The 25,090-nt window shown below is 72.1% G+C and carries 20 protein-coding genes and 1 riboswitch; of the genes, 11 read left to right on the top strand and 9 right to left on the bottom strand.

Going from position 1 to position 25,090, the window contains the following annotated elements; genetic code table 11:
• Window positions 1-77 precede the first annotated feature (77 nt).
• The 3 genes from ACS5PV_RS28675 to ACS5PV_RS28665 are packed head-to-tail and all read right to left on the bottom strand — an operon-like array spanning window position 78 to window position 4,986.
• On the bottom strand, window positions 78-1,433 hold the full coding sequence (locus ACS5PV_RS28675; protein ID WP_455398736.1) for an NCS2 family permease: 1,356 nt from the start codon (window positions 1,431-1,433) through the stop codon (window positions 78-80).
• Window positions 1,424-4,165, bottom strand: a complete 2,742-nt coding sequence (locus ACS5PV_RS28670) for a molybdopterin-dependent oxidoreductase (RefSeq protein WP_455398735.1) — start codon at window positions 4,163-4,165, stop codon at window positions 1,424-1,426. The genes ACS5PV_RS28675 and ACS5PV_RS28670 overlap by 10 nt, the downstream gene beginning before the upstream one ends.
• Window positions 4,156-4,986 (bottom strand): FAD binding domain-containing protein, encoded by an 831-nt coding sequence (locus ACS5PV_RS28665; protein WP_455398734.1) that lies wholly within the window; start codon window positions 4,984-4,986, stop codon window positions 4,156-4,158. The genes ACS5PV_RS28670 and ACS5PV_RS28665 overlap by 10 nt, the downstream gene beginning before the upstream one ends.
• 466 nt (window positions 4,987-5,452) lie before the next feature.
• Between ACS5PV_RS28665 and ACS5PV_RS28660 the strand changes: the two genes are divergently transcribed.
• Both ACS5PV_RS28660 and ACS5PV_RS28655 read left to right on the top strand, forming a co-directional pair.
• Window positions 5,453-6,172: a hypothetical protein gene (locus tag ACS5PV_RS28660; RefSeq protein ID WP_455398733.1), complete on the top strand. Its 720-nt coding sequence runs from the start codon at window positions 5,453-5,455 to the stop codon at window positions 6,170-6,172.
• Between the two features lie 120 nt (window positions 6,173-6,292).
• Window positions 6,293-7,288: a DMT family transporter gene (locus tag ACS5PV_RS28655; protein WP_455398732.1), complete on the top strand. Its 996-nt coding sequence runs from the start codon at window positions 6,293-6,295 to the stop codon at window positions 7,286-7,288.
• A 97-nt stretch (window positions 7,289-7,385) separates the two neighbouring features.
• Here the strand turns inward: ACS5PV_RS28655 and ACS5PV_RS28650 are convergent, their stop codons facing one another.
• The 3 genes from ACS5PV_RS28650 to ACS5PV_RS28640 all read right to left on the bottom strand — a co-directional run bounded on the left by ACS5PV_RS28650 (window position 7,386) and on the right by ACS5PV_RS28640 (window position 13,904).
• Window positions 7,386-9,674: a putative bifunctional diguanylate cyclase/phosphodiesterase gene (locus tag ACS5PV_RS28650; RefSeq protein WP_455398731.1), complete on the bottom strand. Its 2,289-nt coding sequence runs from the start codon at window positions 9,672-9,674 to the stop codon at window positions 7,386-7,388.
• A 628-nt stretch (window positions 9,675-10,302) separates the two neighbouring features.
• Window positions 10,303-11,754 carry a PepSY domain-containing protein gene (locus tag ACS5PV_RS28645; RefSeq protein WP_455398730.1) on the bottom strand — a complete coding sequence of 484 codons (1,452 nt, stop codon included), beginning with the start codon at window positions 11,752-11,754 and terminating at the stop codon, window positions 10,303-10,305.
• Entirely contained in the window at window positions 11,754-13,904 is a 2,151-nt protein-coding gene (locus ACS5PV_RS28640) for a TonB-dependent receptor (RefSeq protein ID WP_455398729.1), read from the bottom strand. Before ACS5PV_RS28640 ends, ACS5PV_RS28645 begins: the two co-directional genes overlap by 1 nt.
• A 256-nt stretch (window positions 13,905-14,160) precedes the next feature.
• Window positions 14,161-14,361, bottom strand: a riboswitch (cobalamin riboswitch).
• A 275-nt stretch (window positions 14,362-14,636) separates the two neighbouring features.
• Between ACS5PV_RS28640 and ACS5PV_RS28635 the strand changes: the two genes are divergently transcribed.
• The 5 genes from ACS5PV_RS28635 (at window position 14,637) to ACS5PV_RS28615 (ending at window position 19,191) form a co-directional block, all read left to right on the top strand.
• Entirely contained in the window at window positions 14,637-15,851 is a 1,215-nt protein-coding gene (locus tag ACS5PV_RS28635) for an ABC transporter substrate-binding protein (protein ID WP_455398728.1), read from the top strand.
• A gap of 280 nt (window positions 15,852-16,131) precedes the next feature.
• Window positions 16,132-16,959 (top strand): aldo/keto reductase, encoded by an 828-nt coding sequence (locus tag ACS5PV_RS28630; RefSeq protein ID WP_455398727.1) that lies wholly within the window; start codon window positions 16,132-16,134, stop codon window positions 16,957-16,959.
• Window positions 16,960-17,028: 69 nt separating this feature from the next.
• Complete coding sequence (locus ACS5PV_RS28625; RefSeq protein WP_455398726.1) at window positions 17,029-17,466, top strand: acyl-CoA thioesterase; 438 nt, start codon at window positions 17,029-17,031, stop codon at window positions 17,464-17,466.
• On the top strand, window positions 17,463-18,302 hold the full coding sequence (locus ACS5PV_RS28620) for an ACT domain-containing protein (RefSeq protein WP_455398725.1): 840 nt from the start codon (window positions 17,463-17,465) through the stop codon (window positions 18,300-18,302). The genes ACS5PV_RS28625 and ACS5PV_RS28620 overlap by 4 nt, the downstream gene beginning before the upstream one ends.
• A gap of 124 nt (window positions 18,303-18,426) precedes the next feature.
• Window positions 18,427-19,191 carry a sulfite exporter TauE/SafE family protein gene (locus ACS5PV_RS28615; protein WP_455398724.1) on the top strand — a complete coding sequence of 255 codons (765 nt, stop codon included), beginning with the start codon at window positions 18,427-18,429 and terminating at the stop codon, window positions 19,189-19,191.
• 7 nt (window positions 19,192-19,198) lie between these two features.
• Here the strand turns inward: ACS5PV_RS28615 and ACS5PV_RS28610 are convergent, their stop codons facing one another.
• The gene (locus tag ACS5PV_RS28610; RefSeq protein ID WP_455398723.1) at window positions 19,199-19,765 is read right to left on the bottom strand and encodes a hypothetical protein; all 567 of its coding nucleotides are present in this window, start codon (window positions 19,763-19,765) and stop codon (window positions 19,199-19,201) included.
• Window positions 19,766-20,089: 324 nt separating this feature from the next.
• On the opposite strand from ACS5PV_RS28610, the gene ACS5PV_RS28605 reads away from it, so the two are divergent.
• The 4 genes from ACS5PV_RS28605 (at window position 20,090) to ACS5PV_RS28590 (ending at window position 22,928) form a co-directional block, all read left to right on the top strand.
• Window positions 20,090-20,299, top strand: coding sequence for a hypothetical protein (locus tag ACS5PV_RS28605; protein WP_455398722.1), 210 nt, complete (start codon window positions 20,090-20,092; stop codon window positions 20,297-20,299).
• 111 nt (window positions 20,300-20,410) lie between these two features.
• Window positions 20,411-21,172, top strand: coding sequence for a LamB/YcsF family protein (locus ACS5PV_RS28600; RefSeq protein ID WP_455398721.1), 762 nt, complete (start codon window positions 20,411-20,413; stop codon window positions 21,170-21,172).
• A gap of 5 nt (window positions 21,173-21,177) precedes the next feature.
• Window positions 21,178-21,900 carry a 5-oxoprolinase subunit B family protein gene (locus ACS5PV_RS28595; protein ID WP_455398720.1) on the top strand — a complete coding sequence of 241 codons (723 nt, stop codon included), beginning with the start codon at window positions 21,178-21,180 and terminating at the stop codon, window positions 21,898-21,900.
• Window positions 21,897-22,928 (top strand): 5-oxoprolinase subunit C family protein, encoded by a 1,032-nt coding sequence (locus tag ACS5PV_RS28590; protein ID WP_455398719.1) that lies wholly within the window; start codon window positions 21,897-21,899, stop codon window positions 22,926-22,928. Before ACS5PV_RS28595 ends, ACS5PV_RS28590 begins: the two co-directional genes overlap by 4 nt.
• Before the next feature lie 120 nt (window positions 22,929-23,048).
• Here the strand turns inward: ACS5PV_RS28590 and ACS5PV_RS28585 are convergent, their stop codons facing one another.
• Both ACS5PV_RS28585 and ACS5PV_RS28580 read right to left on the bottom strand, forming a co-directional pair.
• Window positions 23,049-23,423, bottom strand: a complete 375-nt coding sequence (locus tag ACS5PV_RS28585) for an energy transducer TonB family protein (RefSeq protein ID WP_455398718.1) — start codon at window positions 23,421-23,423, stop codon at window positions 23,049-23,051.
• A gap of 151 nt (window positions 23,424-23,574) precedes the next feature.
• Complete coding sequence (locus ACS5PV_RS28580; protein ID WP_455398717.1) at window positions 23,575-25,044, bottom strand: HWE histidine kinase domain-containing protein; 1,470 nt, start codon at window positions 25,042-25,044, stop codon at window positions 23,575-23,577.
• Window positions 25,045-25,090 lie beyond the last annotated feature (46 nt).

Here is a 25,090-nt window from a genome sequence, read left to right as displayed (position 1 = left end):
GGCGTCCCCTCTCCCGACCCCCTTCGGGGGCCACCCTCCCCCGCAGAGGGGGAGGGTTCAGGGGGCGGCGGTGCCCGTTAGTGCGCGCTGCCCGTCGCCACGAACTTGAACAGGAACACGCCGGCGATCACCCACACCACCGGCTTCACGTCGCGGAAGCGTCCGGTGAGCAGCTTGATCACCGCGTAGGTGATGAAGCCGAAGGCGACGCCGTTGGCGATCGAGTAGGTGAACGGCATCAAAAGCGCCGTGACGCAGGCCGGCAGCACCTCGGTCAGGTCGTCCCAGTCTAGATCGACCAGCTCGTGCAGCATCAGGCAGGCGACGTAGAATAGGGCCGGCGCCGTGGCGTAGGCCGGGACCGAGCCGGCGAGCGGGGCGAAGAACAGGCAGGCGAGGAACAGGACCGCCACCGTCGCGGCGGTGAGCCCGGTACGGCCGCCCTCCTCGACGCCGGACGCGCTCTCCAGGTACGCCGTGGTGCTCGACGTGCCCAGCAGCGAGCCGACGAAGATCGACGACGAATCCGCCATCAGGGCCTTGTCGAGGCGCTCCATCTTGCCCTCGGTGAGGAGCCCGGCGCGGTTCGCGACGCCCATCAGCGTGCCGGTGGCGTCGAACAGTTCGACGAGGAAGAACACCAGGATCACGTTGAGCAGGCCGCCCGACAGCGCGCCGGTGATGTCGAGGGCAAACAGGGTCGGGGCGATCGACGGCGGCAGCGAGGCGACGCCCTGGAAGGTGTTGTCGGCGACGACGAAGCTCAACGCCGTGACCGTCAGGATGCCGGCGAGCAGCGCGCCGCGCACCTTGCGCACCGAGAGCACCGCGACGATCAGGAAGCCCAGCACCGCCAGCACCGTGCTCGGCTTGTGCAGGTCGCCGAGCGTGACGAAGGTCGCCGGGCTCGCCGCCACCACGCCGGCGCTCTTCAGCGCGATGATCGCCAGAAACAGCCCGATGCCGACCGTGATGGCGATGCGCATCGATCGCGGGATGCCCTCGACGATGATCCGGCGCAGGCCCGTCAGCGTGACGACCATGAAGAGCAGGCCGGAGATGAACACCGCGCCGAGCGCCGCCTGCCAGGTGTAGCCCATCTGGAGCACCACCACGTAGGCGAAGTAGGCGTTGAGCCCCATGCCGGGGGCGAGCGCGATCGGGTAGTTGGCGTAGAACGCCATCACGAGCGAGCCGATCGCCGCGACGAGGCAGGTGGCGACGAACACCGCGCCCTTCGGCATCCCGGCGTCGCCCAGGATGTTGGGGTTGACGAAGACGATGTAGGCCATCGTCAGGAAGGTGGTCAGCCCCGCGAGCAGCTCCGTGCGGACGGTCGTACCGTGGGCCGAGAGCGCGAAGGTGCGCTCCAGGAAACCGCCTCCGGAAGGTCCCGCCGGCCTGGTCAGGCGGTCGTCGCGCTTCAGGTCCATCTCTCCTCCTCACCGCTGTGGGTTGCGTCGCTGGTCTGTCGGTAGATCCGGTCGGGCGCGAACGGCGTCGCGGTCAGCCGCGCGCCGGTCGCGTCCCGGATGGCGTTGGCGAGCGCCGCCGCCACGGGGTTGAACGGGCTCTCGCTCATCGACTTGGCGCCGAGCGGCCCGACCGCATCGTGGGTGTCGGCGAAGATCACCTCGGTGCGGGGCACGTCGGCGATGGCCGGGATGTGGTAGGTGCGGAAGGACGGGGTCGCGACCCGGCCCGCCTCATCGATCGCCAGGTCCTCGTAGAGCGCGGCACCGAGCGCCTGGGCGACGCCGCCTTCGATCTGGCCGCGGCACTGCACCGGGTTCATCACCCGCCCCGCGTCGGCGGCGTGGACGCTTCGCAGGATGCGCACCTCGCCGCTCGCGGGATGCACCGCGACCTGGAAGCCCTGGACGTTGAACGCTACCGAGCGCGGCGTGCCGTCGGCCCGCCCCGACGCCTCGGCGGGGCCGAGATCGGCCAGCGCCACCCGGGTGTCGCCCGCGACGACGAACGCGCCGTCGAGCCGGCAGGCGGCGGGATCGATCCCGAGCCGGTCGGCGGCGCGCGCGCGCAAGGCGGCGGCCAGCGCTTCGGCGGCCCGCAGGGTCGCCTGGCCGGCGACCACGATGCCGGTGCTGCCATAGGCGCCGGTATCGTGCCCGACCGCGTCGGTGTCGCCCTGGCGCAGGGCGATCCGGTCGGGCGTGGTGCGCAAGGCTTCCGCGGCGATCTGGCCGTGCACCGTCGAGGTGCCGTTGCCGAACTCGACGGTGCCGACGCTCAAGGCGTAGCGGCCCTCCGCGTCGAGCGCGATGCGGGCCTCCGCGAAGTGGCCGCGGGGCGGGATGGTGTCGATCATCGACAGGGCCATGCCGGAGCCGGTGCGCCAGCCCGGGGGGCCCGAGGGAGGGGGCTCGGCCAGGGCCACCGCGACCGCGTCGAGGCACTGGTCGAGGCCGTAGCTGCCGTACTGGACGTCGTGGGGTTCGAGGCTGGTCGAGACCATCGGGTCGCCGGGGCGCACGACGTTGCGCCGCCGCAGCTCGACCGGATCGAGGTCGAGCGCCCGGGCGAGCTCGTCCATGGCGGATTCGACCGCGAAGATCGTCTGGCTCAAGCCGTAGCCGCGAAAGGCGCCGGCCGGCAGGGTGTGGGTGTGGACGGCGTAGCCGTCGATCCGCTTGTTGGCGCAGCGATAGACCGCGATCACCTCGTTGCAGCCGTGATGCAGCACCCCGCCGGCATGGTTGCCGTAGGCCCCGGTATTCGACAGCACGTCGAGGGCGATCGCCGTCAGGGTGCCGTCGCGGCGGGCGCCTAGGCGCACCCGCACCCGCATCGGGTGGCGCGTGGTGGTGGCGGTGAACTGCTCGGCGCGGGTCAGCTCCCAGCGCACCGGCCGGCCGGTGGCGAGCACGGCGAGCGCCACCAGGTCCTCGGTCAGCATCTCCTGTTTTCCGCCGAAGCCGCCGCCGACCCGGCCGCACTCGACCCGGACCCGGTCCCGCGGGAGATCGAACAGCGCGCAGAGCGCGTCGCGGGTGAGGAACGGCACCTGGGTGCTGGAGCGGATGACGAGGCGCCCAATCGGGTCGCGCCAGCCCATCGCCGCGTGGGTCTCGAGATGCGCGTGCTGGATCCTCTGCGAGGTGTAGGTGCCCTCGTGCACCACGTCGGCCGCGGCGAGGCCGGCCGCGACGTCGCCGATCGCGCCATGCGCCTCGGCGGCGAGGTTGGGGTGGGGATGCAGCGGCGGCGCATCCTGGGGCGCATCCTGGCCGGTCGGCCGCGCGCCGTGGACGAGGGGCGCGTCGGGGTCGAGGGCGCGCTCGGGGTCGAGGCAGGCCGGCAGCACCTCGTAATCGACGCGCAAGGCCCGGCAGCCGGCCTCCGCCGCCGCCTCGCTCTCGGCGACCACCGCCGCGACGCGCTGGCCGACGAAGCGCAGCACCGGGTCGAGCACCCTGGTGTCGCTGGCGTCGTCGGTCGGGTTCTGGTGCCGGGCGGTGGAGAAGAGCCGGTCGGGCGCGTCGGCGTGGGTGAGCACCCGCACCACCCCGGGCAGCGCCAGGGCGGCGCTCGCATCGACGTACCGGATCCGCGCGTGGGCGTGGGGCGAGCGCAGCACCTTCAGGTGCAGGGCGCCGGGCAGGGCGAGGTCGAGGGTGTAGCGCGCCCGGCCGCTGACCAGGGCGGCGCTCGCCGGGGCCGGGGCGCTATGCCCGCAGGCCGGCGGGACCGTTCCGTCGAGCCCCGCTATCGCGTCGGCGATCGACCGGTAGCCGGTGCAGCGGCAGAGGTTGCCCTTCAGCGCCGCTGGCAGTTCGCGCCGCTGACCCTGGTCGAGGGCGGCCGCCGTCATCACCATGCCCGACGTGCAGAAGCCGCACTGGAAGCCCTGCGCGGCGACGAAGGCGGCCTGCACCGGGTGGAGGGTGTCGGGCACGCCGCCGTCAGGCGTGCAGGGGCCGGCGAGCCCTTCCGCCGTGGTGATGCTGCGCTCGGACGCCCGGAACGCCGGCACCAGGCAGGAATGCAGCGGCTCGCCGTCGACGTGGACCGTGCAGGCGCCGCAATCGCCCGCGTCGCAGCCCTTCTTGACCCCGAACCAGCCGAGATCGCGAAGGAAGGTGCGCAGGCACTGCCCGGGGCGGGGCTCGGCCTCGTGCACCGTTCCGTTGACCGTCAGCCGCATGCGCCGCCTCCCGCGAGTTCGGCCCGGGCCTCCTGGGCGAGGAGCCCGGTGACGTGGCGGCGCCAGTCCGGCGCCCCGTGGACGTCGTCGTACCAGAGCGCGTCGGGAATCGCGGCGTGGAGCGCCGCCGCCAGCGCCCCGGCCTCCGGCAGGGCGGGCAGGTCAATCCGCACCGGGCGCCTTGTCGCCGCCGTCACCGTGAGGGCGAAGGCGCCGGACGGGTCCAGGGTGGCGACGGTGAGCGCGCCGGAGCGGCCGTTGGGGCTCAGCGAGATGCGCCGGAAGGCGGCGCGCCGCCGCAGGGCCGCCACGGGGAGAAAGACCTCCCGCAGGATCTCGCCGGGCGCGAGCGCCGTCTCCTGCGGCCCGCACACCAGGTCGCGGACCGGCAGGGTCCGCTCGCCGCCGTCCGGCGTCCAGATCAGGCCGAGGCCGTCGAGGGCGACCGCGAGCGCGATCATCGGCCCGGCGGGAAGCGCGAGGCAGAGGTTGCCGCCGAATGTGGCGGCGTTCCAGATCTTGAACGAGCCGAGGAGCGCCCGGCAGCAGAGCCCGACCAGGGGCGCGGCGGTGAAGGCGGCCGGCCACTCGACCCGGTCGAGGGCCGCGATGGTGCAGGTCGCGGCGATCCGCAGGCCCTGGTCGGTCACCGCGTAGGGCTCCCAGCCGAGGGACGGCAGATCGATGAGCCGGCCCAACCCCTCCTGCGGCTCGGAGAAGAGCCAGGTCCCGCCGGCGAGCCAGGCATCGCCCGGCCGCCAGGCCGGCAGGCCGTCCCGGGCGCGGGGCGCCACCACCTCGGTGATGCTGTTGAGGTCCATGAACCGTCTCGCGAGCCTCCCGCACGCGCCCCTCGCGGCGGGCCGCGGCTACCTTAAGGCAAGATCGCGTCCAAAGCCGCAGGCGGCCGGACGGCTCGGGGCCCGCCCCGCGCCGCGCCCCACGCGATCACCGGCCAGGGCGGCGCCCCAGTGAGCCGGCGAAGCGTCTTTCTGTGGGGATTTTTAATATCTGTTAGCCATCCGATTGACTTTAATAAGTTGTTAACTCATTTATCGCGCATCCCGGGACGATGAACAGGTCGCCGTCATGCCGAAGCTAGAAAAGTTTACTTCAGGCTTTACGTTGCGGAGCGACACGGGGACGAAAGACATGCAATCGGCCTATCCCAACGGAGCGGATCTCATCGCATCCGAGGCGCCGCAAATCGACTTGGCGCCGAACTTGACGTCGGCGCACAAAAAAATTCGCCAGGGCGGTAAACCGGCGCAGAGACTCAATTCTGAGTTGATAATCAAGTCGTTCAACACCTGGGCTTTCAAGCGCGAGCAGCCCGGCAATCCCGAGCGGCTGGTGCCGGCGGTCGAGGCGGCGGCCGCGGCCGGGCGCCCGCTCGAATTCGTGCTGTACTGGGGCAAGGGCCCGCGGGCGGAGATCGCCGCGCCCGACCTGGCCTGCCTCGACTATCTCGGCCAGATGGCAGAGCGGGTGCGCCGGGCCTACGCGCCGGGGGCGGTATTCCGGCTGATCTTCACCGACACCCACGCCGCGTTGAACGGGCACCCGGATGCGGCGGCGAATGCCTATTTCGGCGCCATCGATGCCGCCGCGCAGGCCCGCGGCTTCACCAGCGCCCGGCTCGGCGACGTCGTCGCCTTCGCCCGCGAGATCGGGGCCGACATGCCCGCGGAGGAGCCCTCCGGCGAGATCCTGGCGAGCCTCGTCGCCTGCGCGGCCAAGTGGTACCGCGGCGAGGGCTCCTCGGAGCAGGGCGCGCTCGACTACTACCGCATGAACATGGTCGAGAAGACTGCGGTGGCGGCGGCCTTCCCGGAGGCGGTGTTCGTCACCTTCAACGGCAGCGAGTTCCGCGACCTGTTCCCGGCCACCCTGCCGATCTTCTACATGTACTCCCTGCGCCGCGGCGTCGGGGTGAAGCCCTGGTTCATGAGCGCTCAAGCCGAGGCCATCCCCGACGCACCCCCGGCCCGGCGGCCGACCGCCTGAAGCCCGTGCGCGGCGCCCGACGCGAGGGCGCCGCCCCGTATCGTCGAATCGTGCCGCCGCTGCGGCGGGCGGAAGAGCCCGCGGCGCCGGGCCAAGGCCGTGGAGCAGCGGAAGAATCCCATGCAGAGCGCCCCGGTCGCCGGGGGGGCGGCACAGCCCCTCCGCCCCGCCGACAACATCCCCCTCGGCATCGCGCTGATGATCGGCGCGACGGTGCTGCTGACCCTCTCGAACGCCTTCTCGAAGTACCTCGTCGCCCGTTACCCGGTCGGCGAGGTGATGTTCCTGCGCTCCGCGCTCGCCTTCGGGCTGGTCGGCGCCGTCATGCTGCCGGCGACGGGGCTCGGGGTGTTTCGCACCGAGCGGCCCGGGGCCCACGTCGCCCGCGGGCTGTCGCAGGCGATCTCCCAGACGCTGACGGTGCTGGCGCTCGGGCTGATGCCGCTCGCCGGCGTCACGGCGATCGGCTTCTCGGCGCCGCTCTTTGCCGCCGTGGTGGCGATCCTCTGGCACAAGGAGGCGTCGGACCCGGTGCGCTGGGGCGTGCTGGTGGTGGGTTTCCTCGGCGTCCTGGTGGTGACCAATCCGGGCGCCGATTCGCTCCAGGTCGGGGCGCTGTTCGCGCTCGGCAACGCCGTGATGTACGGCACCGTCACGGTGGCGGTGCGCGGCATGGCCAAGACCGAGACGGCCGGCACGCTGCTGATCTGGCAGATGGCCGTGATGGCGGCGGCGCACGCGCTGCTGCTGGTCTTCGGCTTCCGCTGGCCGAGCGGGACCGATGCCGCCCTGTTCGGGCTGCTGGGCGCCTCCCATGTCGGGGCGCAGTACCTCTGGACCCGGGCGCTCGCCTCGGCCCCGGCCACCGCGGTGTCGCCGTTCTACTACCTGATGCTGGTCTGGGGCATGGGGCTGGGCTACCTCGCCTTCGGCGAGGTCCCGACCCCGCACCTCGTCGTCGGCGGCGCGATCGTGGTGGCGGCCGGCGGCCTGCTGCTCTGGCACGAGACCCGGATGCGCCGGCGCGCCGGCGGCCCCCCGCGGCTCGTCCGCCCGGCGGTCGTCCGGTTGCACCGGCCCGCGGTGCTCGGCCTGTCGCGGGATCAGGCGGCGTGAGGGAGAGGACGTTGTCCTCGAGGGCCCAGTGCCGGCGGAGGGCGTCAGGACCGTCGAGGGCCAAGCACCGCGTCCGGCTCTCCGCCGGCACCCGACGTCACGCCGCCAGGGTCTTTGCCCGCTGCTGCTCGGCGCTCCAGCGCTCGATCAGCGTCCGCGCCTCGCCGGCCGGCACCGGGCGGCTGAACAGGTAGCCCTGGACCTCGTCGCAGCCGAGCAGCGCCAGGACGCGCTGCTGGTCGGCCGTCTCGATGCCCTCGGCGGTGGTGCGCATGCCGAGCACCCGGGCGACGTCGATGACCGCGCGCACGATCGCGGCGTTCTGCGCCCCCGTGCCGAGCCCGGTGACGAAGCTGCGGTCGATCTTGATGCGGTCGAACGGGAAGCTCCTCAGGTAGTTCAGCGAGGAGTAGCCGGTGCCGAAATCGTCCATCGCCACGTGCAGGCCGAGCGCCTTGAGGTCGCGCAGGATCGCGAGCGTTCCCTCGCCGTTGTCGAGAAGCATCTGCTCGGTGATCTCGAGCTCGAGGCGATGGGCCGGCAGGCCGGTGCGCTCCAGCACCCCGCGCACCATTCCGACGAGGTCGGGACCGGCGAACTGCACCGGCGACAGGTTGACGGCGATCTTCAGCCGTTCGGGCCAGGTCGCGGCCTGGCGGCAGGCCTCGACGAGCGACCACTCGCCGATGGCGTGGATCAGCCCGCATTCCTCGGCGATCGAGATGAACAGCGAGGGCGGCACGTTGCCCCGCACCGGGTGGCGCCAGCGCGCCAGCGCCTCGAACCCGGCGATCTCCCCGGTCTTGAGCACCACCGAGGGCTGGTAGTGCAGCTCCAGTTCGCCGTGATCGATCGCCCGGCGCAGGTCGCTCTCGAGCTGGCGGCGCTCCTCCAGCCCCTCGCTCATCTGCCGGTCGTAGAACTGGAACGTGCCGCGCTCGGCCGCCTTGACGGCGTAGAGCGCGAGGTCGGCGGCGATCAGGATGTCGTCGGCGGATGCGCCGTCCCGCGGCCCGACCGCGATGCCGATGCTGACGCTGGAGCGGATCTGGTGGCTGCCGATCTCGAACGGCGCCAGCACCGCCTCGGCGATGGCCTGCGCCATCGCCTCCAGCGCCGCCCGGTCGCCGGCGCGGGGCACGAGCAGCGCGAACTCGTCGCCGCCGAGGCGAGCCAGGACCTGGCCGGGAACGAGGGTGGCGGCGAGCCGGTCGCCCACCGCCCGGAGCAGGTGGTCGCCGACCTTGTGGCCCAGCGTGTCGTTGACGAGCTTGAAGCGGTCGAGGTCGAGGAACATCACCGCGTAGGCCGCGCCGGGCGCGGCCCGCGCGGCCTCGGCCCGGGCCTCCAGCGAGGCGCGGAACACCCGGCGGTTCGGCAGGTCGGTCAGGGGGTCGAGGGAGGCGAGGCGCACGACCCGGGCCTCGGCCTCGGAGCGCTTCGCCTCGATGCGCAGGAGCTTCTCGACCGCGATCGCCACCAGCAGCGTCAGCAGGGCCGCCACCAGCGCGTCGGTGCGCAGGGCGGCGCGGGCATCCTTGAAGATCTCGGCCTCCGGCACGCTGACGCTCACCCAGAGCGGATGCTCGCGCACCTTGCGGATCGTCACGAGCCGGCTGTCGACCCCGTCGGGCATCTCCAGGGTGAAGGTACCGGAGCGGCCCGCGCGGATCTTCTGGTAGGTCTCGGTCCGGGTGAGGTCGGCGCCGACCCCGAAGCCGCCGCCGATGCCCCCACTCGAGCGCACCACCCCGTCGCTGCCGATCAGCGAGATCGAGGCCGGGGTGCCGAGGTCGATCTTGTCGTAGAACTTCGTCAGGTGGCTCGGGTTGAGGGAGGCGACGACCACGCCGCCGAAGCGCCCGTCGGGCCCGAGGAAGCGGCGGCTGAACTGGACCGAGACCCGGCCGCTCGCCCGCCCGATCACCGGGCGGCTGATGTAGAGCACGTCGTCGGGGCGCTCGACGTGGATGCGGAAGTGGTCGCGGTCGCTGAGATCGGTCGCCGGCGGCGGCTGCGGCCCGGCATTGGTCGCCCGCATCATCCCGTCCGGCCCGATGATCGCCACCTGCACGATGATCTCGCTCAGGAGGTCGGTCGTGTTGACGATCGTGCCGTAATCCTCCCGGCCGGCGCGGCTCTCGATGCTGCGGCGCATGTAGAGCAGGGACTTGTCGATCTCGCCGATCGAGCGCAGCACGTTCTCCTCGAACACCATCGCGAAGTTATGGGTGGTGCGCTCGGAATCCTGCACCGCGTCCCGGACGTCGCCCCGGTGCTTGACCGCGACGCCGACCCACAGGAGCACCACCACGGCCAGGCCGAGGAGCACCGGCCCGCGGCGCTCCGCCAGGAATCGGGGAAATTGCTTGAGATGCAGGGTCATCCCGGCTCATCCAGCGTCATCGGAGCCGGCACTATGCAGGGCGAAAGTTATCGGTATCTGAATCAAGATGCACCATTCCGACGATTTTGCGTGCGAACACAGTGGCATAGCTTGAAGACACAGCAGATCGACTGGTGATTTTCTTTGAAGGTCGGGCGGTTTGTTGCTTGTATAGCCTGGTCGAGATCGCGCTGTAAGGCCTTGCCAGTATGCCCTCGCACGACAAACCACCTGGCGTTCAAGGCCAAGGCAAGTCGATGCCGGGTGATGCAACCGATGGTAGCGACAACTCCAGTTGCCTCATCGGCGGCGCAGGTCGATCCCGCGCCCGTGCGAGGCCCCACATCTACGTGTCGGGTGATCGAGGCAGTCGATCGTGCTCGATTCAATCACCGGGCCCGCTTCGGCCGTGATCCGATCCGCCGCCTCGGCCTTCCGCGTCCTGCCTGCGTCTTCGCGGCCGCAGAGGTGGGATGAAGCAGCGTATTCGAGAATTCTTGCGCCGGGATGGACACGGTGAGTGATCCGAGGACCAGCCCGAAATCCAGCGCGTTGCGTCCGACATTGGGCGGATCGACGGTTCTCGTGCTCGGCCCGGGCGGAGGCCGGCGAAGAAAGCTGTGGGTTTTCAGGCTCGGCGTCGCAGGCGGCGCCAGCCGAGGACGACGCCCGAGGCCGCGATCACCAGGCCGAGGGCGCTCGCGGCGACGATCGCCGCCAGCCGTGCCGCCGGGCTCTGTGCCAGCGGGCCGGCATCGAGGGTGTGGAGGGCGTCGAACAGCCAGCGATTCGCCCGCCCGCTGCGGTCGGTCCGCCCGAGGATCGCCCCGGTCGCGGGATCGACGTGGAACCACGTCGCCGCCGGGTCGTCGAAGGCGAGCCGCAAGGTGGGCAGGGTCGGGGTGCCGTGGCGGTCGTACCAGTAGGCGTCCGGCGCCGCGAGGCGGGTCACCGCGCGAAGCCGCGCTCCCGGCAGCATCGCGCCCGCGGCCGCCGCGATCGCGTCGGGCGTCAGAGCGGTGCCGCAGCACGGGCCCGAGCCGCCGGGAGCGGTGGCGACGACGACGGCCTGCCCGCCGATCCAGGCGAGATCGAGCGCGACGGTGCCGGCGGGCGCCCGAGCGAGGTCGTCGAGGCGGACGGGAAAGACCGGCGCCGCCTGTCCGGCATAGGCCGCCCGCATGGCGGCGTCGGGCGCCCGCGGTCCGAACCAGCCGCGCGGGTTCATCGACAGCCAGCCGCTGAGGAGGAAGGTGACGACGACGAGACCGCCCGCCACCCCGGCGAGGTGGTGCCAGGCGGCAAAGCCCCGATAGGGCGTGAGCCGCCCGCGCATCAGCCGGACGAAGCCGAGGACGTAGCCGCTCGCGGCCCCCGCGAGCGCGAGGCCGGAGATCCACAGCACCACGTCCTGCCATAGGCCCGCCCGGGCGCGCAGCGGCGTGAGGTAGATCCAGTGGACGATCGCGCCCACCCAGTTCCACACCCGCTCGGTCCGGGTGGTGTCGAGGGCGAGCTCGCCCGTGGCGACCGACAGGTAGAGCTCGGTCCCGGCCGGGTCGCCGAGCGCCACGCGCCGGAACGGCCGCAGGGGATCGTAGCGCGCCGTCACGGTCCACTGGTCGCGGGTGACGGGGCCGAGATCGGTGACGGTGCGGGCCAGGGGATGGGTCGCGGCGAGCGCCGCCGCGTCCTCCGCCGTCAGGGGCGGGAACGCTTCGCCGGTCGCCGCCGAGAGCGCCCGGCGTTCGCCGTCTCCCCGCGTGATCCAGTAGGCGGGCTCGGGCCCCCGCATCGCCAGGGTCAGGGTCTCGGGGAAGCGCGTGCTGCCCGAACGCTCCAGCGCCTCCTGCGGGCTCAGCCGCACGGCGTCGAGGCGCAGCGGCGACAGCGCCGCGACCCGCTCGGCATGCGTGAGGGTGGGGAAGCCGACGGCGAGCATCACCAGCCCGGAGGCGAACCAGGCGACGACGAGGAGCCCGGTCGCGATGCCGAGCCAGCGGTGGCCGAGATGCAGCCACCGCTTCAGGCGTTTGCGCAAGTCCCGCATCAGCAAGTCCCGCATCAGCAAGCGCCGCATCAGAACGTGACGTGGTAGGCGAGCTCGACCGAGCGCGGCCGGCCGAGCAGCCAGGAATTGCTGTTGCCCGAGACCGCGTAGAGCTGGTCGGTGAGGTTGTAGCCGCGCAGCGACAGGCGGGAATTCGGCGTCACCTGCCAGTCCAGGGTGGCGTTCACGAGGGTGTAGGCCGGCCGCCTGACCGTGTTGGCGAAGTCGCTGAACACCGGCCCGACGTCGTTGATCCCGAGCCGCGCCACCCAGCCCGGCGCGAAGGCGTAGGAGAGCCAGACATTGCTGACCCGCTGCGGTACGTCGACCGGCACTTTGCCGGAGAACGACACCAGCCCCGCATCGGTGTTCTGCGAGAAGCTGTCGTAGCGGGCCCGCAGCAGGGCGGTGTTGGCCTCGACGCGCCACCGCTCCGACAGCTGGTAGGCGAACGCGACCTCGATCCCGCGGGAGGACTGGCTGCCGACCGCCGCGACCTCGGTCGGCCGGTCGGGGATCGGGGTCAGCAGGTCGTCCTTGCGGATGTGGTAGGCCGCGAAGGTCCACTCGCCGCGTCCCCCGTCGAACAGGCCCTTGGCGCCGGCCTCGATTTGTTCGCCGGTGGCGAGCTGGAACTGCGCCTGCGCCACGCTGGTGGTGATCAGGCTGCCCAGCGGATCGGCGGCGGTGGCGTATTGCGTGTAGAGGGCGAGGTCGGGCGTCGGGGTGTAGACCGCGGCGACGCGGTAGCTGACGGAATCGAAGGTCTTCTCGAAGCCGGTTGCCGCGAGCGGCCGGTTCACCGCGACCCGGGGCACGTCGTAGCGCACCCCCGTCACCAGGGCGAGTTGCGGCGTCAGCTCCAGCCGGTTCTCGGCGAAGACCGAGGCCTGGCGAGTGCGCGAGACGATGTCGGTGCGGGTGCCCGCGAGGTTGATGAAGCGTCCTTGCTCGAAGTCGAACGGATCGACGAACGTTTCGCCCCCGAACGGCGCGTTGCTGTCGCGCCGGAAGCCGATATGGTTGACGTCGAAGCCGATCACCGTCGAACTCTTGAAGCCGAGGAGGCCGCCGCGGAACGTGGCGTCGAGGCGGTTGCCGATCTGCTCCTCGTGGTGGCGGATCTCGATGTAGTCGCTGCGCGCGATCAGGCCGGTCGCCGGCTGGTAGGTGTATTGCTCGACGTCGCGCCAGTGCCGCTCGGTCGAGAGGCGGTAGGCGGTGTTGCGCACAGTGATGTCGGGGCTCGGATTCCACTCGGTGCGCAGCTGCGTCCAGTTGTCGAACCAGGCGATCTGCGCATCCCGGACATTGTAGTTGGTGAAGCGCAAGCGTTCGGGCACCCGCGTGCCGACGAGCGGCGAGCCCCAGTAGCGGGTGGGCTCGTTGTATCCGAGGTCGTGCGAGAGGGTGACGCTCAGATCAGGCGTCGCCCGCCAGGTCACCGCCGCCGAGAGGGCGAGATTGCGAAAATCGCCGTCGGGCCTGACCCAGCCGTCGGCCCGGTTGCCGCTGAGGTTGAGCCGGTAGGCCAGGTCCTCGCCGACCGGCCCGCCGGTGTCGAGGGCGAGGCGCGCGACGCCGTCGGACCCGACGACCGCTCGCGCCTCGCCGACGGGGACGAAGGTCGGCTTCTTCGGCACCACGTTGATGATGCCGCCGATTGCGCCCTCGCCGTAGAGCACCGAGGCCGGGCCGCGCAGAACCTCGATCCGCTCCGCCGACCAGGTGTCGAACGGGAAGGTCACGGTGCCGACCCCGACATAGAGCCGGGTGCCGTCGTAGAGCTGCTGCACCGAGCTCGGCCCGACGAAGCCCCGGCTGGCGAAGGAATGGTTGCCGTTGCCGGGCTGCGCGACGCTGGTGATGCCGACGGCGTTCTGGGTCACCGCCTCCTCGAGCGTGTTCTGGCCCCGGGCCCGGATGGTCTCGCCGGCGATGATGTCGAGGCTCGCCGGGGTCTCGAGGGGTGTAAGGCCAAGGCGGCTGCCCGAGCGCGACGGCGTCGCGAGGTTGAGGCCCGGGGCGGCCTCCTCCCGGGAGCGGCCGCCCGCGACCTCGATGCGGTCGAGGGCGATCTCCTCGGCGGCCCCGGGGGCGGCGGTGAGGAGCGGAGCGGCCAGGAGCGAGGTCAAGGCGGCGGCGTAGGTCGTCGAGCGTCGGGCGCGGTGCGCGGGCATGGCGGTGTCCAGGGCGGGCTCCCGCGCCGTTCGTAGCCGGTCCCGTAAAACATGTAACGTTATAAAGTTACATATCGGCCATCCGGGACGACTCGCAGGCTGCGTCGTGCGCGGCCTGTCGGCGGATCGGGGGAGGGCGGGACCGGGCATGGCGGGACGGCGCGGGGCTGTGGCACGTCACCGCGAACGACAGCGGGACGGGGGCTTCTCGCCCTCGCCTCGACACCCATCAGGACACCCCGCCCGACGTGCTCGCGTGTGACCACGGCTGACGGCAGGTCTCCTGGCTCACGGGTCGTCGCCTGCCATCGTCTTCCCAGGGACCTTTGGGGGTCCCCAGTGACATGAATGATGGAAGGCTCGCCGCTTACAGTTGCGGGGGCAGCCGCGGCTTCGGGCAAGCCCTCACCGCGTTCCCTTTTGATCCCCGAGGGGAACCGTCAGGTGCAAGCTTAGCCGTTCGGATACGAAGGAGCAATGGTCGGACGCCGATGACGTCGCCATGATCGAAGGTTTGCACCTGATGAACCCTCCCCCCTCCCCGGGGGAGGGGTTCGTGCGCCTGGATCGACGGCGGGCGACGATCCCCCCGCCGCCAGACACCAGCTTTCTCAACCACGCCGCGCGATCCCGCATCGACGCCGCCCCGCGCCCCTGACATACAGGACCCCGAACCGGCCCGCCCGGGCCGCGAATAAGCTCTGACAAGAAGCTCCCTGGGAGGTCCCCCCGATGTCGTTCCGCTCAACGGCCGCCGGCGCCGCCGGCCTCGCCCTGTCGCTGGCCTTGAGTGCCCCCGCCCTCGCACAGGATACCAAGGCGCCGATCAAGATCGGCGTGCTCAGCGACATGAGCGGGCCCTTCGCCGACCAGGCCGGCACCGGCTCGGTCACCGCCGCGCAGCTCGCCGTCGAGGATTTCGCCAAGGAGGCCGGCGAGCTGAAGGTCGAGGTCGTCTCGGCCGATCACCAGAACAAGCCCGATATCGGGCTCGCCACCGCCCGGCGCTGGCTCGACCAGGAGGGCGTCTCGACCATCGTCGACCTGCCGAACTCGGCCGTCGCGCTCGCGGTCTCGAACCTGATGCGCGAGCGCCACCGGGTCGCGCTGGCGTCGAGCGCGCTCACCTCCGACCTCACCGGCAAGGCCTGCGCGCCGACGACCGTGCAGTGGGTCTCGGATACCTGGGCGCAAGGCTCGGCCACGGCGCGGGCCATCGCGGGACGGGGCCTCAAGTCCTGGTACTTCGTCACCGTCGACTACGCGCTCGGCCACGCGCTCGAGCGCGACGCCACCGTGGCGCTGAAGGCCGCCGGCGGCAGCGTGAAGGGATCGAGCAAGCACCCGCTCAATGCCGGCGACTTCGCCTCGCCGCTGCTCTCGGCGCAGGGCTCGGGCGCGCAGGTCCTGGCGCTCGCCGATACCGGCGCCGACATGATCAACGCCGTCAAGCAGGCGGCGGAGTTCGGGGTGATGCCCGAGATGCGGCTCGCCGCCCTGTTCGTGCAGCTCTCCGACACCCACGCGCTCGGCCTCAAGGCGGCGCAGGGGCTCCAGCTCGCCAGCGCCTTCTACTGGGACCGCACCGACGGCACCCGCGCCTTCGCCAAGCGCTTCGGCGAGCGCATGAACGGCCGGATGCCGACCGAGAACCACGCCGGCGTCTACTCCTCGACCCTCGCCTACCTGCGGGCGGTGCGCGACACCGGCACCATCGAGGGCGAGAAGGTGGTTGCGGCGATGCGCGAGAAGCCGATCAACGATCCGCTCTTCGGCACCGTCACGGTGCGCCAGGACGGGCGCGCGGTGCACGACCTGTTCCTCTACGAGGTCAAGGCGCCGGCCGACAGCAAGGGCCCGTACGACTACTACAAGCTCCTCGACACCGTGCCGGGCGACCAGGCGTTCCGGCCGATGGCCGACGGCGGCTGCCCGCTGGTGAAGTAATACCAACGGTCGTTGCAAACGACCTTTGGTTCCGTTCTCGAATTTTCGCTAAGCCTTTGGGTTAGTGTCGCAAATTTGAGATGGATCGATGGCCCGATGCGTCAGCATCTTGGGCCATTGGTATAAGTGCACCTCACGAAACTCCCGCTGCGCTGACGTCGGCGGAGCGAGCGGTCGGAGCGACCGGGAGTTTCGTGCGAGACACACGCCCGCCCTCGACATCGGCGGAGTCCGACCCAGTTCACGGATCTCCTGTCAGACCCCGCCGAGAGTGCCCCCGATGTCCGACGCCGTCCTGACCCTCAACGACGGGAAGCGCATCCCCCAGCTCGGCTTCGGGGTGTGGCGGCTCTCCGACGAGGAGGCCCCGGCGGTCGTCGGGACGGCGCTCGAGGCCGGCTACCGCCTGATCGACACCGCGGCGATGTACGGCAACGAGGCCGGGATCGGCCGCGCCGTCGCCGCCTCGGATCTCGCGCGCGAGGAGGTCTTCGTCGCCACCAAGGTCTGGAACGACCGCCACGGCTACGACGAGACCCTGCGGGCCTGCGAGGAATCCTTGAGCCGCCTCGCCCTCGATTACGTCGACCTCTACCTCGTCCACTGGCCGGTGCCGCAGCGCGGAGCCACCGTCGACACCTGGCGCGCCCTGATGCGCCTGCGCGAGGACGGCCGCGCCCGCTCCATCGGCGTCTGCAACTTCACGGTCGAGCACCTCAAGCGCGTGATCGACGCCACCGGCTCGACGCCTTCCGTCAACCAGATCGAGCTGCATCCGCGCTTCCAGCAGCGCTCCTTGCGCGCCTTCCATGAAGAGGCCGGCATCGTCACCGAGGCCTGGGCACCGCTCGGCCGCGGCGGCCTCCTGGAGGATCCGGTGATCCGCACGATCGCCGGGAAGCACGGCCGCACACCGGCCCAGGTCATCCTGCGCTGGCACCTCGACGCCGGAACCGTCGCGATCCCGAAATCCGCGACGCCGTCCCGCATCCGCGAGAACCGCGAGGTCGACGGATTCACCCTCGACGCCGAGGACCAGGCGTGCATCGCCGCCCTCGACGACCCGGCCGGGCGGATGGGGCCGGATCCGGAGACCTTCGGGTCGTGAGCGCGGCGTGATCGCCGGAGCCGGACCGGCCCACGGTCCGGCACTTCCTCTTGTCGCGAGGCTTGTCCGTTGAGCGGCCGCACGCCCCCCGAGACCCGCGCCGCCTACCGGCGCTTCGTCCCGATCACCACCCGATGGGCCGACAACGACGTCTACGGCCACGTCAACAACGTGGTCTACTACGCCTTCTTCGACACGGCGGTGAACAGCGTGCTGATCGCCGACGGCGCCCTCGACATCGCGAACAGCCCGGTGATCGGCCTCGTGGTCGAGACCGGGTGCCGCTACTTCCGCTCGATGGCGTTTCCCGACCGGGTCACCGCCGGGATCCGGGTCGCGCATCGCGGCACGTCGAGCGTCCGCTACGAGGTCGGGCTGTTCCGCAACGACGACGAGGACGCCGCGGCGCAGGGCCACTTCGTCCACGTCTACGTCGACCGGGCGACGCAGCGTCCGGTGCCGCTGCCCGACGCGCTGCGGCGGGTGCTGGAACCGCTCGCCCTATGAGCGGCGAGGCGGATCTCGGCCGGCTGCTTGCCGGGATGCGCCCGGAGCTGCGGCCCGGCACCTACGTCTTCGCCACGGTGGACGATGCTGCGGTGCCGGCGGATCCCGTGCCCCTGATGCGCTTTCGCGAGGCGGAGGGCACGACCCTGATCCTCCCCGAGGGGGAGGCCGCGCGGGCCGGCCTCGACGGCGCCTTCCCGTGCCGCTGGATCACCCTGACGGTGCATTCCTCGCTCGCGGCGATCGGCTTCCTCGCCGCCGTGACGGCGCGCCTCGCGGAACGGGGGATCGCCGTCAACGCCGTCTCGGCCTTCCACCACGACCACCTGTTCGTGCCGGCGGCGCGGGCGGAGGAGGCGATGGCGGTGTCCGGGGGCTCGCCGACCCTGCTGCCTCCGGATCCCCGGTCGTGGAGCGCCCGTAAGCAGATTTCGCCGAAGTGGTTGCCGGTGCGGCGCCAAAAATCTGCGGCAAAGGAAGAACCTGAGCGGACGAGGCGTTGGCCGCCAACGCAAGTCTGCCGAGGCCGGCCTCCAACTCCAACGAAGGGACCTTTCGCCCCTTACGGCTTGTTGCACCCTCCTCCGCCGCTCAAGCTACCGGCACATCACACACGGAGGACCTGCACCATGCCGCCGCGCATCCCCCTCAGTCCCGGGGGGCCGGGCCCGCTCGGGCTTGCCGCCCTCGCCCTCGCGATCCTGGCCGCCGGCCTCCTCCTCGAAGGCCACCCGGTCGACGCCTCGGTCTCGCCGCGCATGGCGCCGGCCGAGGCGCCGGCCCAGCCGCTGCCGAGCCCGGAGGCGATGCTCCAGGACATGATCGGCCGCGACTGATGCGATTTCCGGAAGATTCGTTCCGAAAATCGCATCACCAGCCCGCGCGGCGTCTGAGCGAGGCCGATTTTCGCATCGCGAAGCGATCAATCGGAAATCGTATGACGACGAGAAGACCGATCCCGTGACCGACCTCCTCGCCGGCTCCGCCGGCCCGCTCGGCTGGGCGGTGATCCTCGCCACCTTCCTGCTCGCCGGCTTCGTCAAGGGCGTGATCGGGCTCGGCCTGCCGACGGTGGCGGTCGGCCTGCTCGCCACGGTGATGAGCCCGGCGCAGGCCGCGGCGCTCCTGATCGTGCCCTCCTTCGTCACCAACGTCTGGCAGCTGCTGGCCGGGCCGCGCTTCGGCGGCCTGCTGCGGCGGCTGTGGCCGATGATGGCGGCGGTCGCCGTCGGCACCGTGGCGAGCGCCGGGCTGATCGCCGGCGCGCAGGGGCCGGGCCCCGCAAGCGCGCTCGGCGTCGCTCTCGTGGCCTACGCGGCGACCGGGCTCGCCGGCCTCTCGTTCCGGGTGCCTCCCTGCGCCGAGCCGTGGTTGTCGCCGGCCGTCGGCCTTCTCACCGGCCTCGTCACCGGGGCGACCGGCGTCTTCGTGATCCCGGCGGTGCCCTACCTCCAGGCGCTGCGGCTCGACCGGGACGAGCTGATCCAGGCGCTCGGCCTATCCTTCACGGTCTCGACCGTGGCGCTCGCCGCGGGGCTGGCGCGGGAGGGCGCGCTGCCGCTCGCCGCCGGATTCGCCTCGCTGGCCACCCTGGCGCCGGCGCTGCTAGGCATGGCGGCGGGGCAGTGGCTGCGCGGACGGGTCTCGGCCCCGACCTTCCGGCGCGCCTTCCTGATCGGCCTCCTGCTCCTCGGCGCCCACCTGGCCGCGCGGCCGTGGCTGTGACGGACGCCTACTCGTCGTCGTCGTCGAGGGGGCGCAGGAACTGCATCCGCCGGCCCGCCGGGTCCTCGATGGTGGTGCGGCGCATCACCAGGAAGCCGCCATCCTGGGCGCGGCGGATCCGGTCGGCGCGGGCGTCGACCCAGAGGTCGACGTCGCGGTAGCCCATCGTGTCGGGCGGCAGCGGGCGGGCGGTCCGCACCGGCCGCGGCTCCGGCCGGACGGCGACCGCCCGGCGCGGCACCTCGGCGGCCGACCGCGGGACGGGTTGCCGAAGCGGGCGCGACGCGACGTGCTCCCGCCGCCCGGGCGGGCGCTGCGCGACCGCCGGCCGCTCGGCCCGGCGCGGCCGCGACGCGGTCCGGGCAGGCGTCGCGGCGGATCGCGCGGGCGCGGTGTCGGCGACGGGGGAGGGGGGCGTCTTCGCCTGCGTCACGGCCGCCGGCGCCTCGGCGGGCTTTGCCGGCGGATCGCTCCATGGGCGCGGGGCGGCCGGATCCTGCGCCCACGCCGGCGGCGCGCACAGGAGGCCGAGCAACAGGGCGAGGCCGACGGGGCGGCGCAGTCCGTCACGCATGATCGCACCTCCGGATCGGCAGGCCCGGCCTGCCCGGCTCCTCGGTCGTCGCGGCGGAAAGAGGGGCCGCGCCGCGGTCGTCGCACCCTGACCGTATCCGGGAAGGTAGCGGGGCGCGGCATCAGCGTCCACGCGCGTGGATCAAGAATCCACCGCGCCGTCCCGACGCGGCGCGACCCGGCTTGTTAGGACCTGCGTCACTGCGTCTCGCAAGCCTGTTGGAACTCTGTTAACCACGTCGCGTTCCCGCGCCGGCCCCCGATCCGTTCGGCCGGGCCCGTCCCTTGCCACCGCAACGGCACAACCTCTCCGGGACCGGTAGCGATGATCCAGTTCGACACGAAGGCGCTCGCGATGGGACGGGCGGCTACCCTCGCCGCCTCGTACGAGGCCAAGTTGCGACAGGCCGCGATGATGCTCACCCTGGCGGTCGGCGTTCCGCTGGTCCTGGCCTGGTTCGGCCTGATCGGCTGGGGCGTGCTCTGGCTCGCCCGCAGTGCCCTCGACCTGTCGGTGAGCGCGCTCGCGCTCTGACGGGCGGAATCGCCCGGAGAGCAACCCCGGGCGGCGCGGCCCGCGGGTTGCAGGGGCCTCGGGGCGATGCCAGGAACAGGCATCCGCTTCACTGCCCCGGGTTGCGCGCCAATGCTGTCCATCGACCTCAATTCGGACCTCGGCGAGGGTTTCGGCGACTATCGCTGCGGCGACGACGCGGCGATGCTGGAGGTCGTGACCTCGGCCAACGTCGCCTGCGGCCTGCATGCGGGCGATCCCGAGATCATGGCCCGCGCCTTCGCCATCGCGCGCGAGCGCGGCGTCGCGGTCGGCGCCCATCCGGGCTACCCCGACCTGTGGGGCTTCGGCCGCCGGGTCCTGCCCTTCACCCCCGGCGAGGTCGAGCGCCTCGTCGCCTACCAGGTCGGCGCCGCGGCCGGGCTCGCGGCCTATGCCGGCCACCGCCTCACCTACGTCAAGGCGCACGGCGCGCTCGCCAACCTCGCGGCGGTGGAGCGGGAGGTGGCCGACGCCATCGCCCGCGCGGTCAAGGCCGTCGATCCCTCGCTGTCGCTGCTCGCCATCGCGCTGACGGCCCAGGTCGCGGCCGGCGAGGCGCAGGGCCTCGACGTGCACCAGGAGATCTTCGCCGATCGCGGCTACACCGAGGCCGGGTTCCTGATCCCCCGCGGCCAGCCCGGCGCGATGATCACCGACGCGGCGGAGGCCGCCGGGCGCGTGCTCGCCATGGTGCAGGAGGGGGCGATCATCGCGGCGAGCGGCAAGCGCCTGCCGACGCCGATCCGCTCGGTCTGCGTCCACGGCGATTCCGCCCACGCGGTGGCCACCGCCCGGGCCGTGCGCACCCGGCTCGAAGGCGCCGGCGTGCGCCTCGCCCCGTTCCGGGCTTGAGATCGATGGAGAGCCCCCGCCTCCTCGATGCCGGCGAGGCCGCCCTGGTGGCGGAGTTCGGCACCACCGTCGATCCGGCGATCCACGACCGGGTGCTCGCCCTCGACGACGCGTTGCGCGCCGAGCCGCCCGAGGGCCTGCGCGAGACGGTGCCGACCTACCGCTCGCTGATGATCCACTACGATCCGCTCGTCCTCGAACGGGACGCGCTCGCCGCGCGGGTGCTGGCGCTGGCCGCCACCCCCGGCGCGACGCGGGCCGGCGCCGCCCTTTGGACGCTGCCCTGCTGCTACGATCCGGAGCACGCCGAGGATATCGGCGCCGTGGCGCAGGCGACCGGCCTCTCGGTCGAGCGCGTTGCGGCGCTGCACGCGGGGGCCGAGTACCGCGTCTACATGTACGGCTTTGCTCCGGGCTTTGCCTATCTCGGCGGCCTGCCGGGAGAGCTGGCGGTGTCGCGCCGGGCCACGCCGCGTCCGCCGCATCCGGCGAACGCCCTGATGATCGGCGGCGGGCTCGCGGCGGTCGGCACCTTCCCGATGCCGACCGGCTGGTACGTCGTCGGCCGCACGCCCGAGCGGCTCTACGCGCCGCACCGGCCCGATCCGTTCCCGGTCGCCGTCGGCGACACGCTCCGCTTCGAGGCGGTGGATGCCGCCACCTTCGCGGCCCTCGACCGCCGCGCCGCTGCCGGCGAGATCGTCGCCCAGCGCCGGGAGGCCGCATGACCCCTCGTCTCAGCATCCTCTCCGCCGGTCCCGGCGTCACGCTCCAGGACGCCGGCCGCCACGGCTACCTGCGCTACGGCATCACCGCCGCCGGGCCGATGGACCCGCTCGCCCACGCCACCGCCAACCGGGCGCTCGGCAACCCGCCCGGGGCCACCGCCCTCGAAGTGTCGCTCGGCGGCGTCGAGGTGACGGCCGAGGGCGGACCGCTCGGGATCGCCGTCGCCGGCGGCGAGTTCCGGCTCAGCCTCGACGGCGCGCCCCTGCCGCCGGCCTCGAGCCTCACGCTCCATCCCGGCAGCCACCTCGTGGTGCGGGCGGGGCGGGCCGGGGCCTGGGCCTACCTCGCGGCGGCCGGCCGGTTCGACCTCGCTCCCACCCTCGGCTCGACCGCGACCCACACCCGCTCCGGCTTCGGCGGCCTCGACGGGCGGGCGCTGCGCGCCGGCGACCGGCTGAGCGTGGCCGATGCTCGCCCCGGCCCGGCCGATCCCCACGCGCTCGTCGCGCCCTGGCTCGTGCGCTCAGCCGAGGAGATCCGGGTGGTGATGGGCCCGCAGGACGATTTCTTCGCCGATGACCAGATCGCCGCCTTCCTGGCCGGACCCTGGACCGTCACCACCAAGGGCGACCGGATGGCCTGCTTCCTCGACGGCACGCCGCTCACCCACGCCAAGGGCTACAACATCGTCTCGGACGGCATCGCCATGGGGGCGATCCAGGTGCCCGGCGAGGGCTGGCCGATCATCCTGATGGCCGACCGGCAATCCACCGGCGGCTACCCGAAGATCGCCACGGTGATCGGCCCGGATCTCGGGCGCCTCGCGCAGGCGCAGGGCGGCACGCGCATCCGCTTCCGCGCGGTCGACCGCGCCGAGGCGGTGGCGGCGCGCCGCGCCGAGGCCCAGGCGCTGGCCGGCCCGGTGGCGATGGAGCCGCTGATCCGCACCGATTTCAGCGCCGAGTTCCTGCTCGGGCGCAACCTGATCGGCGGGGTGGTGGACGGGGCCGGGGCGCATGGGCCGTGAGCGGCGGTCGATCGGTTCCTGGAGCATTGTCCGACGAAGTGGATACCGGTTCGTCGCAGAAAATACAGCAAGATCAATGACCTAGGGAGCTTCGCGACTGCCGCGCGATCGTGAAGCGCTCTAGTTGTGAAACCGGATCGGGATGGTGACCTCGACCGACGATCTCGCGATCGACGGCGGGAAGGGGGGCAGCCGGAAACCGCGGGGCGGCATGACCAGGTTGGCGACCCAGTCGACCCCCTGGCTGCCCGAGCTCTGCACGATGCGGGAACGGGTGACCAGGCCGGAGCGCAGGATCGTACAACTCACCACCACCACGCCGAATTCCCGCGGGTGGAAGCGGTCCCGCCGTATCTTGTCGACGATGATGCTCCTGATCGTGCGGACGTAGCCGGCGAAAGCTCGTCGGTCCTGAGCGGTCAGAGGAGCTTCGGCGCGGGCTGACCCGGCCATGGCGGCCAGGAACAGCGCTGCTTGCATCGCTCGTTTGATCATGTGTCGAACCCGATGACGCCCGCCTGCGTCCGACGATCCTGGTTGCCCGGTACGGCCTGCACCCGTCGATTCTCGGGCGGCCACGATGCGCGACGGCGAGGCAGGGCCGAGGCCAGTTCCAGGATCTCCTCCGTTCGGGAGCGGGCCCGGCTCAGCCACCCGCCTTACCCCCCACCTCCGGCATCGGCGCTTCCACTGTCGCGACGACGCCCTGCGGCCGATACTCCACCTCCGCCGTGCCGCCGATCTCCGCGGCGAGCACCCGCTCGATCATCCGCGAGCCGAAGCCGCGCCGGGCCGGGGCCGAGACCGGCGGGCCGTCCGTCTCCTCCCAGCGCAGCCGCAGGCGCCCGTCCCCGGTCACGTCCCAGGTCAGGAGCACCCGGCCCCGCTCGGTCGAGAGCGCGCCGTACTTGACCGCGTTCGTCGCGAGTTCGTGCAGCGCCATCACGAAGGCGAGCGCCAGCCGGGGCGGCAGGCGGACCGGCGGGCCGTCGATGGTGAAGCGCCGGCCCGCGCCGGTGCGGAACGGGCGCAAGGCCTCGTCGGCGATCTCCGCCAGGGTCGCGCCCTCCCAACTCTCGCGGGTCAGGACGTCGTGGGCGGCCGAGAGCGATTGCAGGCGGGCGTTGAAGGCGGTGCGCGCCTCGTCGAGCGAGCTGGCGTGGGTCAGGGTCTGGTTGGCGATCGACTGGATCGTCGCCATCGAGTTCTTCACCCGGTGGTTCAACTCCTCGGCGAGCAGCGCCCGGTGCTCGTCGCCGCGCTTGCGCTCGGTCACGTCGATGGTCACGCCGGCCATGCTCAGGGGTACGCCGTCGGCGTCGTAGAAAGGCTGGCCGCGGATCTGGAGCCAGCGCACCTCGCCCGCCGGCGTGCGGATGCGGTACTCGATGTCGTAGTCGCTGCCGGTCGCGATCGAGTCGCGCACCGCCGCCTGCATCCGGTCGCGGTCCTCCGGCAGGATCGCGGCGATCAGGTCGTCGAAGGTGAACGGCTCGGCCGGATCGCGGCCGACGTTGCGCTTGCAGTTCTCGGACGCCACCAGCCGCATGCCGTCGAGCTCGAGGGTCCAGGAGCCGAGCCGCGAGGCCTCGAGGATGAAGCGCAGCCGCTCCTCGCTCCGCCGCAGGGCGAGCGAGCGCCGCTCGATCTCGCGATCCAGGGCGTCGCGGTCGCGCTGCAGGCGGACCAGCCGGTCGCGCTCCAGCGTCACGTCGAATTGCGAGGCGAAGAAGTAGGTGAGCGCGCCGTCCTCGCCGAAGACCGGCGAGACCAGCAGCCGGTTCCAGAACGCCTCGCCGGTCTTCTTGTGGTTGAGGAGGTCGATCTCGATCGGGACCCGGCGCGCGATCGCCGTGCGGATCCTCGCCACGTCCCCGGCGTCGGTCCCGGGGCCCTGGAGGAAGCGGCAGTTGCGGCCGACGATCTCGTCCCGGGCGTAGCCGGTCAGCCGCGTGAAGGCGTCGTTGACGAAGACGATCGGGTTGTCGGGCTGATGCGGATCGGTGATCACCATCGGCATGCGCGTCGCCCGCACGGCGGCTGCGAACGGATCGGGCGTGGCGCCGGTCCGGGTCAGCTCGGTCGCGATGCGGCTGTCGTCGCGGCCCTCGGTCACGGGTTACGTCGCTCCTGCACGGGGCGGGGTGAGACGTCTTGCGCTC

The sequence above is a fragment of the Methylobacterium sp. Gmos1 genome, from assembly GCF_053764715.1.
The sequence above is the reverse complement of the archived record's forward strand: the minus strand, read 5'-3'. Positions and strand labels throughout refer to the sequence as shown.